16 protein-coding genes are annotated in these 14,223 nt (G+C 68.4%); 8 read left to right on the forward strand and 8 right to left on the reverse strand.

Annotated features, from left to right (window positions below; translation table 11 throughout):
• The first annotated feature begins 112 nt into the window (after positions 1-112).
• Both AC3B6C_RS15550 and AC3B6C_RS15555 read left to right on the forward strand, forming a co-directional pair.
• Positions 113-1,048, forward strand: a complete 936-nt coding sequence (locus tag AC3B6C_RS15550) for a hypothetical protein (RefSeq protein WP_488373390.1) — start codon at positions 113-115, stop codon at positions 1,046-1,048.
• Between the two features lie 384 nt (positions 1,049-1,432).
• Complete coding sequence (locus AC3B6C_RS15555; protein WP_488373391.1) at positions 1,433-1,804, forward strand: Ltp family lipoprotein; 372 nt, start codon at positions 1,433-1,435, stop codon at positions 1,802-1,804.
• Between the two features lie 80 nt (positions 1,805-1,884).
• Here AC3B6C_RS15555 and greA read toward each other — a convergent pair whose 3' ends face one another.
• From greA to AC3B6C_RS15570, 3 genes are all read right to left on the reverse strand, one after another.
• Positions 1,885-2,376 carry a transcription elongation factor GreA gene (gene greA / locus AC3B6C_RS15560; RefSeq protein WP_010841806.1) on the reverse strand — a complete coding sequence of 164 codons (492 nt, stop codon included), beginning with the start codon at positions 2,374-2,376 and terminating at the stop codon, positions 1,885-1,887.
• 128 nt (positions 2,377-2,504) lie between these two features.
• Positions 2,505-3,278, reverse strand: a complete 774-nt coding sequence (locus AC3B6C_RS15565) for a queuosine precursor transporter (RefSeq protein ID WP_010841807.1) — start codon at positions 3,276-3,278, stop codon at positions 2,505-2,507.
• Positions 3,275-3,772, reverse strand: a complete 498-nt coding sequence (locus AC3B6C_RS15570) for a DUF4307 domain-containing protein (RefSeq protein WP_010841808.1) — start codon at positions 3,770-3,772, stop codon at positions 3,275-3,277. Before AC3B6C_RS15570 ends, AC3B6C_RS15565 begins: the two co-directional genes overlap by 4 nt.
• A gap of 48 nt (positions 3,773-3,820) precedes the next feature.
• Here AC3B6C_RS15570 and mca point away from each other — a divergent pair, with 48 nt between their 5' ends.
• Genes mca through AC3B6C_RS15585 form a run of 3 tightly spaced genes read left to right on the forward strand, consistent with a single transcriptional unit; the run spans position 3,821 to position 5,566 of the window.
• Positions 3,821-4,717, forward strand: coding sequence for a mycothiol conjugate amidase Mca (mca, locus tag AC3B6C_RS15575; RefSeq protein WP_010841809.1), 897 nt, complete (start codon positions 3,821-3,823; stop codon positions 4,715-4,717).
• On the forward strand, positions 4,717-5,040 hold the full coding sequence (locus AC3B6C_RS15580; RefSeq protein ID WP_488373392.1) for a hypothetical protein: 324 nt from the start codon (positions 4,717-4,719) through the stop codon (positions 5,038-5,040). The genes mca and AC3B6C_RS15580 overlap by 1 nt, the downstream gene beginning before the upstream one ends.
• A 22-nt stretch (positions 5,041-5,062) precedes the next feature.
• A complete protein-coding gene (locus AC3B6C_RS15585; RefSeq protein ID WP_488373393.1) occupies positions 5,063-5,566 on the forward strand; it encodes a TspO/MBR family protein in 504 nt (167 codons plus the stop codon).
• On the opposite strand, the gene rocD is transcribed toward AC3B6C_RS15585, so the two are convergent.
• A complete protein-coding gene (rocD, locus tag AC3B6C_RS15590) occupies positions 5,549-6,811 on the reverse strand; it encodes an ornithine--oxo-acid transaminase (protein WP_488373394.1) in 1,263 nt (420 codons plus the stop codon). The genes AC3B6C_RS15585 and rocD overlap by 18 nt on opposite strands.
• Positions 6,812-6,908: 97 nt before the next feature.
• Between rocD and AC3B6C_RS15595 the strand changes: the two genes are divergently transcribed.
• Both AC3B6C_RS15595 and AC3B6C_RS15600 read left to right on the forward strand, forming a co-directional pair.
• Entirely contained in the window at positions 6,909-7,355 is a 447-nt protein-coding gene (locus AC3B6C_RS15595) for an Lrp/AsnC family transcriptional regulator (protein WP_014926152.1), read from the forward strand.
• Positions 7,356-7,604: 249 nt separating this feature from the next.
• Positions 7,605-8,693 (forward strand): 3-deoxy-7-phosphoheptulonate synthase, encoded by a 1,089-nt coding sequence (locus AC3B6C_RS15600; RefSeq protein ID WP_010841814.1) that lies wholly within the window; start codon positions 7,605-7,607, stop codon positions 8,691-8,693.
• Positions 8,694-8,712: 19 nt separating this feature from the next.
• Here the strand turns inward: AC3B6C_RS15600 and AC3B6C_RS15605 are convergent, their stop codons facing one another.
• From AC3B6C_RS15605 to trhA, 4 genes are all read right to left on the reverse strand, one after another.
• Positions 8,713-10,281 (reverse strand): alkaline phosphatase D family protein, encoded by a 1,569-nt coding sequence (locus tag AC3B6C_RS15605; RefSeq protein ID WP_488373395.1) that lies wholly within the window; start codon positions 10,279-10,281, stop codon positions 8,713-8,715.
• A 118-nt stretch (positions 10,282-10,399) separates the two neighbouring features.
• The gene (locus tag AC3B6C_RS15610; RefSeq protein ID WP_488373396.1) at positions 10,400-11,881 is read right to left on the reverse strand and encodes a PepSY-associated TM helix domain-containing protein; all 1,482 of its coding nucleotides are present in this window, start codon (positions 11,879-11,881) and stop codon (positions 10,400-10,402) included.
• Positions 11,882-11,974: 93 nt separating this feature from the next.
• The gene (locus AC3B6C_RS15615) at positions 11,975-12,526 is read right to left on the reverse strand and encodes a hypothetical protein (RefSeq protein WP_488373398.1); all 552 of its coding nucleotides are present in this window, start codon (positions 12,524-12,526) and stop codon (positions 11,975-11,977) included.
• 59 nt (positions 12,527-12,585) lie between these two features.
• On the reverse strand, positions 12,586-13,254 hold the full coding sequence (gene trhA, locus AC3B6C_RS15620; RefSeq protein ID WP_055474881.1) for a PAQR family membrane homeostasis protein TrhA: 669 nt from the start codon (positions 13,252-13,254) through the stop codon (positions 12,586-12,588).
• A 156-nt stretch (positions 13,255-13,410) separates the two neighbouring features.
• On the opposite strand from trhA, the gene AC3B6C_RS15625 reads away from it, so the two are divergent.
• Complete coding sequence (locus tag AC3B6C_RS15625) at positions 13,411-14,193, forward strand: isoprenyl transferase (RefSeq protein ID WP_055474880.1); 783 nt, start codon at positions 13,411-13,413, stop codon at positions 14,191-14,193.
• Positions 14,194-14,223: the final 30 nt, after the last annotated feature.

Genomic DNA, 14,223 nt, shown 5'->3' on the forward strand with positions numbered 1-14,223 from the left:
CGACTCCTGGACTTCGATCGAAGTCCATCGGTCGAGTTGAGGTTCGCCGGTCGTCGCGCGTCGGTGTTCTGATCTGAAGGATCCGTGAGCGGCACGGGTGCGTCTAAGTGCCGTGACCACTTTTCCGACCGACCGATTCGGTCTCATCCGGCGAGATACGACCCTGCGGCTCGGGATCAACGACGACGCGGTGACTGCCGCACTACGGCGCGGCGAACTGATTCGTCTCGCCCCGGGGGTCTGCGCGGTCCCGGCCGACACGTCGTCAGCTGAGGATTCCGCCGATCGTATCTACCGACTCAGATCCATCGCGGTGGCTACGTCTGCTCGGGACCGCAATGGGTCGGTCCTGAGTCACGATTCGGCGGCTGCCGTCCACGCGCTCGCGCTGCTCCACCCGGAACGTGAGGTCGTGCACCTCACGAAGACGGAGAAGGTCGGTGGCTTCGGGCATGGCTTGCGCACCGTCCATGCCGGACCGGTGGCGTCCGACGAGATCGTCGACATCGACGGTGTCCGGGTCACGAGTCTCGAGCGGACTGCGGTGGACCTGGCGATGAGCGGTGACTTCGGACAGGCGCTGGTCGTGTTCGACCGTGCTCTCGCTGCCGCCGCCGATGCCGGCACGATGGCGCGTCTTATCCAGTCGCGTCGGCGATGGCGAGGTGCGGGGATCGCCCGGCGTGCATTTCCTCATGCCGACGGGGCGTCGGAGAGTGTGGGGGAGTCGTGGAGTCGGGCACAGATGATCGAGGCCGGGTTCCCGATGCCGCGACTGCAGCACACGTTTCAGACGGACGTCGGACCCGCGCGCACCGACTTCGACTGGGACGGAATACTTGTCGGTGAGTTCGACGGATTGCAGAAGTACGGTCGCCTGCTGCGCCCAGGTGAGACCCCGCGCGATGCCCTCATCCGGGAGAAGCGTCGGGAGGACGCGCTGCGCGCGCAGGGGATCATGGTGATCCGGTGGACGTGGGGAACGCTGGAACGCGGCGAGCTGGCGGATCTGCTCCGGCCGTGGTTGGACAAGCTGACCGCCGCCTGACCGATGAACTTCAACTCGACTCCTGGACTTCGATCGAAGTCCATCGGTCGAGTTGAAGTCTTCCTGTCGAATGTTGCGGATGCCCGGCGTCGAGAAACTCCTCCGAACGGATGACAGTGTGCAGCAACGAATTTGTCGGACGTCGATGTCAATGTGTCCCCAGACGCGGAGCCGCTTCCCAGGAACCGCACATCACGAGAGGCCACGACGATGACCGACCCCCAGAATGCTGGTTCCCACCGTTCCCGCCGCACATCGCCGACCGGATCGCACCCGCCGGCGGCACCTCGTTTGTGGCCGTGGCTGATCGCCGGCGTCACCGGGGTCTGCGGAATCACGTTGGCACTCCTCCCGATTGACGCCCAAGGCGGTTCCCGAGCCGCAATGGCCAGCGCGTCGTCGAGCCAGGTGTCCGGTGTGTCCCTGAATCCGATGTCGACGGCAGGTGCAGAATCGCTCGCGACGTGGGAGCAGACGAGCGCGGTGGCGAAGGCCGAGGAATACTTGTCGCTCATGGCGTTCTCGGAGACGGGTTTGATCGAGCAACTGGAGTACGAGGGATTCTCGACTGCCGACGCCACATACGCGGTGGGTGCGGTCGAGGCCCAGGGTGCCGTCGACTGGAACGAGCAGGCGGTGAAGAAGGCCCGCGACTATCGATCGATGATGGCGTTCTCGCGGCAGGGTCTGATCGAGCAGCTCGAGTACGAGGGTTTCACTTCCGAGCAGGCGGTATACGGCGTCGACAACGCGTAGTCCCAACGCCGGTCACGGCGCCCCAGAAAACACAGAACCCGGGACGACCGTGTCGTCCCGGGCTCTGTTCGAGAATCCGATCAGCCGTGGTAGGGCTCCGCGCTGACCAGCGTCACCTTGATGGTGGCGCCGCTGGGCACGGAGTACTCGCGGGTCTCGCCGACCTTCGCGTCGATGAGGGCGGCTCCGAGGGGCGAGCTGGGGGAGTAAGTCTCCAGTCCGCCCTGGCCGCTCTCCTCGCGGGTGGCGATGAGGAAGGTCTCGGTGTCCTTCTCGTCACCGTCGTAGTAGACGGTCACGACGGAACCGGGCAGTGCGACGCCGGACTGGGTCGGCGCCTCGCCGACCTTGGCGTTGTTCAGCAGTTCTTGCAGCTGGCGGATGCGCGCTTCCTGCTGACCCTGCTCTTCGCGAGCGGCGTGGTAGCCGCCGTTCTCCTTGAGGTCGCCCTCTTCGCGACGCTCGTTGATCTCGGCGGCAATGACCGGACGGTTGGCGATCAACGAGTCGAGTTCGCCCTTGAGGCGGTCGTGCGACTCTTGGGTCAGCCAGGTCACCTGGGTGTCGGTCATCGGTCACTCCTTTGTGTTGTCCGCGCCCCGGGCGACCGTTTACACCAGGGGCATATGGACTGCTATAAATGCAGCAACACGACCCCTTGCGGAGCCGTGTATCTGTCGAGGGTACCAGGTGATGAGACCTATGGCACATCGGTTGTGCCGCGCGACGCCGTCTCGAGTGCGTCCTGATACGTCGGTTCCGCCCGCTTCAGCCATCCCACAACGAAATACGTCAGCGGCATGATGACGATTTCGACGAGCGTCTTCCAGATGAACCCGACGATCGTGTAGTTGAGGAAGTCTCCCCAGGTGGAGATGCCCAGAGCGGTGGCCGCGATCGAGCAGAAGACGAGGGTGTCGGCGAATTCGCCGACAATCGTCGAGCCCAGCAGTCGTGCCCAGAGGTGACGTTCCCCGGCGCGTTCCTTCATTTTGACCAGGACGAAGGAATTGAGGAATTCGCCCACCACATATCCGGCCAATCCGGCGAGCAGGAATTGTGGGACGACTCCGGCGACCGTCTCGAAAGACTCCTGCCCCTCGTAGAAATCGGCGGCCGGAAGATGAATGGTGAGCCAGAAACACAATGATGCGAGGACCAGCACCGCGAATCCGGCCAGGATCGTGCGACGCATCGCCCGGAATCCGTAGACCTCGCTGATCACGTCGCCCAGGACGTAGGCGAGCGGGAACAGGAAGAAGGCGCCGTCGGTCACCAGTCCGTTCATCTGGATGGGACCCAGATCGATGTGGAGCCAGTCGTCGAACAGCACCACTCCCTTGGTCCCGGTGACGTTGCTGATCAGCATGACGCCGACGAACAACGCGACCAGGAGGGGGAAGTAGCGGCTGCCGATCGAGGCGAAGGCGGCGCGCGGCGCCTGCGCTTCGCTGTGTCCGGTCGGGGCGGTCACTGGTCCGCTGGCTTCAGGTAGGCGGGCACGTCGAGTGTGCAGCCGAACACCTCACCGATGACCGGCGGCTTCGACGTCGTGATCTCGGTGCGGACGCCGATGCGTTCCGCGGAGTCGGCGGGGATCAGGATCTCGCGTCGGCCCGTCTCGCCGCCGTCACGGGAACGACCGCGCACCACACAGGCCGCCGGCCGGCTCGGGTCGGAACGTTCGACCGTGAACTGCACGGCGACGGTCGAGTCGTCGAGGATCTCGTATCCGGTGGCCTCGCCGGTCACGTCGGCCGTGGAGAACTTGCTGTAGCCGATGACCGCGAGCGCCACACCCGCCACGACGACCAGAATCGACAAGGCGACGAACCAGCGCCGACGACCTCGGGCGGTTTCCGAATGTTCCGGGTAGGTGGCGCGGGGACCGCTCTGCGGTCGTGCCGTGTCAGGCGTCGCGCGCGGTGTGTCACCGGCGTCTGCGGCGCCCCCGTCCGAACTGTTCACGCGTCAATACCTACCATGGGAGGAGTAGCGATCCGAAGGTGAGGAACTGTGACCGAATCCCACGTCGGCGACCCCAAGTCGGGTGTGTTCCGTCTGATGGCGGTGCACGCACACCCCGACGACGAATCGAGCAAGGGTGCGGCGACGACCGCGAAATATGCGGCCGAGGGCAATGAAGTGCTTGTCGTCACACTCACCGGCGGTGAGCGTGGGGACATCCTGAATCCGGCGATGGACCGGCCGGGCATCAAAGAGCGGATGACCGAGGTCCGTCGCGAGGAGATGGCCAAGGCCGCCGAGGCGCTGGGGGTCCGGCAGACCTGGCTCGGCTTCGTCGACTCCGGGCTTCCCGAGGGGGACCCGCTGCCGCCGCTGCCGGAGGGTTCGTTCGCGACGGTGCCCCTCGACGAGGCCACCGAGGCGCTGGTGCGCGTCGTTCGCGAGTTCCGCCCGCACGTGATCATCACCTACGACGAGCACGGCGGTTACCCGCATCCCGACCACATCCGGTGCCACGAGGTGTCGGTCGCGGCCTACGAGCAGGCCGGCGACCCGGACGCATTCCCCGAGGCCGGCGAGCCGTGGACGGTGTCGAAGCTCTACTACACCCACGGATTCATCCGCGACCGGATGGTGCTGTTCTCCGACGAGTTCGCGCGACACGGCCAGGAGAGTCCGTTCGCCGAGTGGCTCAGCAATTGGGACCCGAGTCGCGGCGACCTCATGGGACGCGTCACGACGCAGGTCGAGTGCTCGAAGTACTTCCCGCAGCGTGACGATGCGCTGCGCGCGCACGCCACACAGATCGACCCGAACGGGGTGTTCTTCGCGGTGCCGCTGGAGTGGCAGCAGCGTCTGTGGCCGACCGAGGAGTTCGAGCTCGCCAAGACCCGGGTCAAGACGGCGCTGCCCGAGACCGATCTGTTCGCCGGGATCGAGGCGTGATGAACAGCACCGTCGTGCACACCGTGATGGTCCTGGCGGAGGAGCCGCAGGGCCCGGAGTTCGGCAAGGCCTCACCGCTGGGTCTGCTGGTCATCTTGCTGCTGCTCGTCGGCACCGCGTTCCTCATCTGGTCGATGAACCGGCAGCTCAAGAAGCTGCCCGCATCCTTCGACACCGAGCACCCCGAAGCCGATCAGGCCTTCGACGAGGGCACCGACTCGCCCGGTCCGGCCGAGTCGACCACCGCGACATCGGACTCGCCCGGGACGCCGGATGCCACGAGCGCCGCCGGCACCGACGAACGGCGGCCCGCCGACACCTGAGTCAGGGCGTAAGAGTGGAGTCATGCGCATCTCCACTCTGATCGGGACGTCAGTCGCGACCGCAGCCGCGGCGGCCATCGGCAGCCTGGTGACCAAACCGGCGGTCGAGACCTGGTACCCGAAGCTTGCGAAACCGTCGTTCGTGCCGCCCGACTGGGCCTTCCCGGTCGCGTGGACCGCGCTGTACGCCGACATGGCCGTGACGTCCGCCGCCACTTTGGACGACCTGGACGAGAAGGGCGATCACGACCAACGACAGAGGTATCTCGCGGCGCTCGGTGCCAACCTCGTGCTCAACGGCGGATGGAGCTGGATCTACTTCGGCCGGGGTGCACTCGGAACCGCGTCGTTCGCGGCGGCGGCGCTCACCGTGAGCAGTGCCGATCTCGCGCGGCGTACCGCACAGAACAACCCGGCAGCAGGTGCCGCGCTGGCGCCTTACCCGGCGTGGTGCGCATTCGCCACCGTGCTCTCGACGAGCACCTGGTGGCTCAATCGTGGCCGGCAGTCAGCGACGGTCTCGTAGGGTCGCGGCGAATCGCTCCATCGCCCAGTCGATCTCGGATTCGGTGACGACGAGCGGCGGCGCGAGCCGCAGTGTCGAGTCGTGGGTGTCCTTTGCCAGCACCCCGCGCTCGGAGAGCCGTCGGCAGAAGTCCTTGCCGGTGCCCAGCGCGGGATCGAGGTCGATGCCCGCCCAGAGTCCGCGGCCACGCACAGCGACCACACCGTTCCCGACATGGTCACGCAGGCGTGCGTGCAGGTATTCACCCAGGTCGGCCGCCCGGCGCTGCCATGTCCCGTCGGACAGCATGTCGACGACGGTGTGGCCGACGGCCGCGGCGAGAGGATTGCCGCCGAAGGTCGATCCGTGTTCACCGGGGTGCAGGACGCCGAGGACGTGACGGTCGGCCACCACCGCCGACACGGGCAGCAGGCCGCCGCCCAGCGCCTTACCCAGCAGGTAGACGTCGGGTTCGACACCCCAGTGCTCCACCGCGAAGGTCCGCCCCGTGCGGCCGAGGCCGGATTGGATCTCATCGGCGATGAGCAGGGCGTTGCGCTCGGTGCAGAGGGCTCGCGCGGCGGGCAGATAGTCGTCGGGAGGTACGACGACGCCGGCCTCGCCCTGGATGGGTTCGAGGAGGACACCCACGGTGTTCTCGTCGATCGCGGCGTCGAGCGCGGCCACGTCGCCGAACGGCACGCGCACGAATCCCGGTGTGTACGGCCCGAATCCGGTGTACGCCGCGGGATCGTCGCTGAACGAGACGATGGTCGTGGTGCGTCCGTGGAAGTTCCCGGCGGCCACGACGATCGTGGCGCGGCCCTCCGGTACGCCCTTGACGTCGTAACCCCATTTGCGGGCGACCTTGATCCCGGACTCCACCGCTTCGGCGCCGGTGTTCATCGGCAGGACCATCTCCTTGCCGCACAGGGAAGCCAGTGCGGCGCAGAAGGGTTCGAGACGATCGGACCGGAAGGCGCGGCTGGTGAGCGTGACCCGCGCGAGCTGATCGAGGGCGGCGGCGACGATGCGGGGATGGCGGTGACCGAAGTTGACCGCCGAATACGCGCCGAGGCAGTCGAGGTGACGGCGACCGTCGACATCGGTGATCCACGCTCCCTCAGCCGTGGCCGCGATCACCGGCAGGGGCGAATAGTTGTGTGCCACATGGGGTTCGAGCGAATCTGCGGTAGATGTGTCGTCCGCGGCACCGGACGGGCCGACGCGGCCGGGTGTGTCGGCTGCAGGGCTCGTCATCGTCATGGATCGAGCGTATCGTCGGGTACTGGTGCAAACAATCGACGTATCTTGCGCATTCGCGCAACAGATCGTCGAACAGGGCCGGAAGGGGAGGCTTCTGTTGCGATCACTGGACGATCTCGACGAGCAGGTACTCGCATGTCTCACCCGGGATGCCCGCGCCACTTACCAGCAGATGGGCGAACAGGTGGGGCTGTCGGCTCCCGCGGTCAAACGACGCGTCGACCGCCTGGTCGCCGACGGCGTCATCCGGGGATTCACCGCCGTCGTCGATCCCCGGGCGATGCAGTGGACCACCGAGGCCTACGTCCTGGTCTACTGCCGCGGCAACATCTCGCCCGAACAACTCGAGGCCGCATGGGAGCCCATCCCCGAAGTCGTGAGCGCCGCGACCGTCACCGGTCAGGCCGACGCCATCCTGCGCGTCATGGCCCGTGACGTGCGGCACCTCGAGCAGGCTCTCGAACGCATCCGGCGCGCGGGCCCGGTCGATCGATCGGAGTCGATCCTCGTGCTCAGCGAGCTGATCGACCGGGGACACCCGTGAAAATCGGGGTGGCGAAACCCTGTGCTACTGTGGTCGCCGTGATCAGCACCGTGCGCGCGTATTGGCGCTTTATCGAGGCTCCGGGTGGGGCCACGATGACGCGTTGAACTGACGCACGCACGACACACCCGGAGCCCAGAGCAGCGACCAGACGGTCGCTGCTCTTGTCATTTGAGCGGGGCTCCGACCACACCTGGGCATGCCTCGCCGCAACATCGACAACGGGCATGACCTCGAAAGGCACACGACGTGACCACCTTGCCGGACCTCCCGATCCGATCCGACGACAACGCCGAATCGACATCCGACCGCCGGATCCGGGCATTCCGTCCGATCCCCTCGCCCGACACCGTCCGCAGCGAACTGCCACTGTCGGCACGACGAGCCGTCGCCGTCCAGCGCGACCGGGACGAGATCGCCGACATCCTCGCCGGACGTGACGACCGCCTGCTCGTCATCGTCGGCCCCTGTTCGGTCCACGACCCGATCGCGGCCATCGACTACGCCCGCCGCCTCGCGCCGCTGGCCGATGCCTACGCCGAGCGTCTCAAGATCGTCATGCGCGTCTACTTCGAGAAGCCGCGCACGACGGTCGGGTGGAAGGGTCTGATCAACGACCCCGGGATGGACAACACCTTCGACGTCGAGCGCGGTCTGCGCACCGCCCGGTCGCTGCTGCTCGACATCATCGACCTCGGTCTGCCCGTCGGCTGCGAGTTCCTCGAGCCGACGAGCCCGCAGTACATCGCGGACGCGGTCGCGTGGGGTGCCATCGGTGCCCGCACCACCGAGTCCCAGGTCCACCGTCAGCTGGCGTCCGGTCTGTCCATGCCGATCGGGTTCAAGAACGGCACCGACGGCAACGTCCAGGTCGCCATCGACGGCGTGAAAGCTGCTGCGGCCGAACACGTCTTCTTCGGAGTCGACGACTTCGGCAACGGCGCCGTGGTGGAGACCGCGGGCAACGAGGACTGCCACATCATCCTGCGCGGGGGAACGCGCGGCCCCAACTTCGACGCGGAGTCGGTGTCGGCGGCGGCCGAGGCGCTCGCCGCGGCAGGGCTGCCGGCCCGGGTCATGATCGACTGCTCGCACGCCAACTCGGGCAAGGACCACGTTCGCCAGGCCGAGGTCGCCACCGAGATCGCCACCCGCCTCCGGGCGGCCCGCGAGGCCGGTGAGCCCTCGACCGTCAGCGGCGTCATGCTGGAGAGCTTCCTCGAGCCCGGCGCGCAGTCGACCGAGGCCACCCCGCTGGTGTACGGCAAGTCCGTCACCGACAAGTGCATGGGCTGGGAGGCCAGCGCTCAGGTCCTGGCGGCGCTCGCGCGGGGCTGATCCCCGAAAGGACCGGGGTTCACACGACGTCGACTTCGGCGGTCGAGTCGGGGATCGTGATGAGCGCTCGACGGTGCAGCGTTCCCCGGGGCGACCGCACGGACGGCGTCACGCGGAACTCGGCCTCCCACCGGTCGGAGTGGATCCGGTTGAGCAGGTATCCGCGCTGTGAGTTGCCGAACCGGACGTGGGGTGAGGCCTCCTTCAGCCGGCGGTCGCCGTCGTCGCTGTCCTCCCCGTCGCCGCCCGAGGTGATCGACGTCGCGGCGAGTTCGACTCCGCGCACCGCTGAGTCATCGGTGTACGAGGTCCGGAGGTCGGTGACCACGCTGCGGTGGATGTCACCGGCGAGGGACACCAGGTTGCGCACGCCGCGGTCGGCGGCGCCGTCGAGTATCCGGGCGCGAGACGCCTCGTAGCCGCTCCAGCCGTCCATGCTGACCGCACGGGTCGATCCGACGGTCCGGGCGAGGTCGGCCATCGGCACCTGCTGGCCGAGCACGTCCCAGCGGTGCCGTGAGGACGCGAAGCCGTCGAGCAACCATCGTTCCTGCGCGGCGCCGAGGATGGTGCGGGACGGGTCCGCGGTGTGCTCGTTCTGCCCGGTGTCGTTGTCCCCGTTGACCTGATCGCTGCGGTGACTACGGGTGTCGAGGAGAGTGAGGTCGACGAGGTCGCCGAAACCCAGCCGCCGGTGCGCGCGCACCACGGTTCCGTTCGGCCGGGCCGTGACCCGGACCGGGGTGTTCTCCCACCACGCGCGCAGGGCGCGGGCCCGGCGCAGCGCGAACGGGACAGGCGGTGTGCCGTCCTCGGGAACCGCTGCGGCCCAGTTGTTGTCCACCTCGTGATCGTCGAAGGTGATCACGAACGGCGCCATCGCGTGAGCGAGTTGCAGGTCCGGGTCGGATTTGTACAGCGCGTACCGTTCCCGGTAGTCGTCGAGGTCGACAGCCTCTCGGGTTGCCGAGAGAGGAAGCGCGGCAGTGGTTCTCGCGCCGCCCTGCGCGGGGGTCGGCTTCTCGTAGATGTAGTCGCCGAGGTGGAGGACCACATCGGGCGCATGTGCGGCCAGGTCGGCGTAGGCATGGTAGTAGCCGTCGGCCCAGTTCTGGCAGGTCGCCACGGCCAGCGTGAGTGTGTCGACGTGCGCGGAAGGTGCTGGTGCCGTGCGGGTTCGTCCGACGGTGGAGATCTCGCCGAGTGCTCGAAACCGGTAGAAATGATCGGCGGCCGGCGCGAGTCCGCGGACGTCGACATGCACGCTGTGTCCCCACTCCGGTGTCGCGTGGACGGTTCCCCGACGCACGATCCGGGTCATCGACTCGTCGGCGGCGACCTCCCAGTCGACCCGGACCGGCCTCGGCTCCATGCCGCCACCCGGCGCGAAGGGGTTGCGCGACAGCCGCGTCCACAGCACGACGCCGTCGGGGAGGGGATCGCCCGACGCGACGCCGAGACCGAACACGCCCGCGGACTGTGCCGGGGTGGGTACTGCCGGTGACCTGCCCCCGAGGACGTCCGGACTGAACGCCAGACCTGCCACCAGCGCCGACCAGCCGAGAAATCGTCGTCGCGATGTGCCCATGGCCTCACCCGACCAGGATCACCTGACCTGGGTTCCACGCCCAGGCGGCGGGGACGTGATGGGAAGGTGAAGTCTGCGACGACCGCCCCACGACGTCCCCGCCGGCCGTCGGCCCCGGTTACGCCGACATACCGCTCTCCCTGCGACGTCGGCGGATTCCGAGTGCGGCGTCGACCGCGAGGAAACCCAGGAGGCTGAGTCCCAGCAGCGGCACGTACCAGCCCACGACCACCGCGACCACGGCGACCGCGACGGCCGCGGGTGAGGACGCCCGGCGCAGCGCACCGCGAGCCGGGGGCCGGCCCACCGCGAGCGCCCCGGAGCGTCGCGGCCGGCGCTGCCACCACATCTGATAGCCGCGGGCGATGAGGATCACCAGCGCCACCGCCAGGAGCAGGAGCGCGAGCTGGCTCACCCAGCCGAACAGGATCCCCATGTGCAGGGCGATACCCCAGGTGGTGAGTTTCGCGGCGAGCGGCCAGTCGGCGAACCGGGATTCGTCCACCACGACACCATTGGCACCGTTCACCGCGATCGAGTCCTGGCCGAACTGCCAGGGTTGCCTCGTCTGCGCGACGGTGAACGCCGTGTCCGCGGTGGCGGGAATCGACACCTCGACCTCGCCGTCGACACCCGCACGTCGCGCGGTCTCGACGACACGGTCGAGCTGCGACACCGTTTCGCCGGACGTCGTCGGCACATCCGGTTCGTGGTCGCCCGGTGCGTTGTGGTCCCCGTGGTCCCCGTGGCCGGCAGGTTCCGACGGCGGCTCGGACAATGCGGTGTCGATGCCGGGGGTCGTCCAGCTCAGGGCGGTGCGAAGGTCGGAGACGTTGTCGCCCGCGTACTTCGACCACGTCAGTCCGGTCGCGGACAGGAAGACGAGTCCCACCGCGATCCACACGCCGATCACCCCGTGCCGGTTACGGGTGCGGGTGCGTCCGGTCGCCGACCGGTCCGCGGTGACCAGCTCAGCGAGGCGCCGCTCGCGCCGAGCGCGGAACGCCGAGATCCACAGGGCGAGACCGCCCAGGGCGATCACCCACAGCCAGGAGGCGGCGAGTTCGCTGTAGATCCGGCCCGGTTCGCCGAGATGGAGATTGCGGTGCAATTCGCTGAGCCAGGTCCGCAGCGGCAACGACGCACTGCTGCCGTAGGACACCAGCTCACCGGTCGAGTCGAGGGTCACCGGGTCGATGAACACGGCCAGGCGCTTCGACGCCCCCAGGTCCGGGTCGTCGAAGAGGACCCGGGTGGTGTCGCCGGTCTCGGTCGCCGGACGTACCGCGGACAGTGTGAGGTCGGGGCGGAGTCGGACCGCCGCGTCGACCTGCTCGGACACCGGACGGGCATCGCCGGTGCTCTCGGTGTGGAGCTGGTCGCGGTAGACGACCTGTTCGACCGACGGGGCGATGGCGTAGAGCCCGCCCGTGATGGCCGCGACGACCAGGAACGGGGCGATGAAGATGCCGGCGTAGAAGTGCAGGCGTCGGAGCAACGGCTGCCAGACGGCCGGTGTGGACCGGCGGACGGGGGCGTCGCCGTCCTGGTTGTCGGCGGGACGGGACAGGTTGGGTAAGGACACGTGTTGGCCTCTCATGCGGAAGACGGCACGCGGAATCGACCACGATCGGGTGGGATGGCAACCGCGCACCGACCGGCCCGTCGGGATGACGGGTCGGCGGAGAATGGATCAGCGCGTGAGGGCTGGGGGGCCGCGGGTGTCGAGTGCGGCGATGGCGCGCAGCCGGGGCCGCGCGTCGTCGTGTGCCGAGAGAGGGACGAGTGCGGTGACGTCGTCGGCGGGTGGGTCGAGGACGGCCCGGATGAGCGCGACGATCGCGGTCAGGATGGTGAGGAGGGCCGGTTCGGCGATTCCGATCGCGGCGGCGGTGAGCAGTGTCGCGATCGCGTGCACGAGCAGCATGGTGTGGCTGGGTGCATGCGTGAGTGCCGCCGCGGCGGTGTGATGGCTCGACGAGGCGTCGAGTGCGGTGAGGGAGGCGTGCGCGAGCAGCTGCCCCGACGCGAGGAGTCCCATCGTGGTGAACCACCCGGGACGACGACGGGACGTCGCGCCGATCGCCCAGCCGAGTGCGGTGCACGCGGCGGTCATGATCAGAAGTGACGTCGTGGCGGGCAAGGACCCGGCCGCGAGGCCGTGCGCCCCCACCGCCGTGCTCGCCGACAGCGCGCCGACGACCCCACCGCGGAGGCGGTGGATGGCGCGCATGTCCGGGTTCACGCGAGGAGCATAGCGATGATCAACCGGCCCAGACCACGCGCGGTCATCGAAAGGGCAGGTCAGCCCAGTACGACGAGCCAGGCGGCGACGTAGTGCAACAGGGCCGCGACCGCGGTGCAGGCGTGGAACACCTCGTGGTGGCCGAAGGTCTCCGGCCACGGATCGGGCCAGCGCACGGCGTAGAGGACGCCGCCGACACTGTAGAAGACGCCACCGATGGCGAGCAGGACCATGACGAGCACGCCGGTCTCGCCCACGAGCGCCGGCGCGACGGCCACGATCACCCAGCCGAGCACGATGTAGAGGGTGACCCCGAGCCAGCGGGGCGCGCCGGGCCACACGATCTTGAGCGCCGCGCCGGCCGTCGCGCCCGCCCAGACGATGCCGAGGACCCACCAGCTGGTCGGCGAGGGAAGACCCAGGGCGCAGAACGGCGTGTAGGTGCCGGCGATGAACAGGAAGATCATCGCGTGATCGGCGCGCTTCATACGGGTCCGGGCGCGTGCGGTCTTCCACGGGATCCGGTGATAGCCCGCGCTGATCGCGAAGAGTCCGAGCACGGTGACCGCGTAGACGGCGCACGGCACGACGGCGACCGGGTCGCCGACCGTCGCGGCGCCGATGACCAGGGCGAGCCCGGCGACGGCTGCGACGTAGGCCGAGTAGTGGTGGATCACTCCGCGCAGGCGTGGGCGGACGTCGGCCGGCGAATTCAGCAACGTGCTCACCGAACCTACGGTACCGTAACTTCACGCATCGGCGGCGTGACCGGCATGCACGGACGGAGTCACCCGGGCCGATGCGGGGGAATCAGCGGGGTGCGTCTCGGCGCGTAAGGTGTCCTGCGTGACACGAGGCCGACACGACGCCGGAACGACGCGACGATGAAGCTGCTGCCGGACCGGCTTCGACGACCCGTACTCTCCGTCTACGAACGCCGGCTCATCCAGCTCCTCGACACCGAGCGCCTGCCGCGGCACGTCGCGATCATCTGCGACGGCAACCGGAGATGGGCGCGCGAGGCCGGGTTCGAGGACGTCAGCCACGGACACCGGGTGGGCGCTCAGCGAATCGCGGACATGCTCGGCTGGTGTGCCGGCCTGGGCATCGAAGCCGTGACCATCTATCTGCTGTCGACGGAGAACCTCAACCGTTCCTCGGACGAGCTGGACGCGCTCCTCGAGATCGTGCCGGACATCGTCGACGAGATCTCCGCGCCCGAGGGCGAGTGGCGGATCCGCATCGTCGGCACCCTGGACTCGCTGCCCGATGCGGTCGCCGGACGGCTGCGGGCGGCCGCCGAGCGCACCGCCGAACGGCGGGGGATGAACGTGAACGTCGCCGTCGGGTACGGCGGACGGCAGGAGATCGTGGACGCGGTGCAAGCGTTGCTCGAGGAGAAGGTGGCGGCGGGGGCGAGCGCGGCCGAGATGGTGGATGCGGTGACCGTGGAGGCGATCGACGCCAACCTCTACACCAAGGGCCAGCCCGACCCCGACCTCGTGATCCGGACGTCCGGGGAGCAGCGGCTGTCGGGATTCCTGTTGTGGCAGAGCGCCTATTCGGAGATCTGGTTCACCGACGCCTACTGGCCGGAGTTCCGCCGGGTGGACTTCCTGCGCGCCCTGCGCGACTACTCGGCGCGGAGTCGGCGGTTCGGCAAGTAGCCAACTGGCGGTGTCGGTCCCGGCCGGGCG

The sequence above is a fragment of the Gordonia sp. 11cp genome (assembly GCF_057767225.1).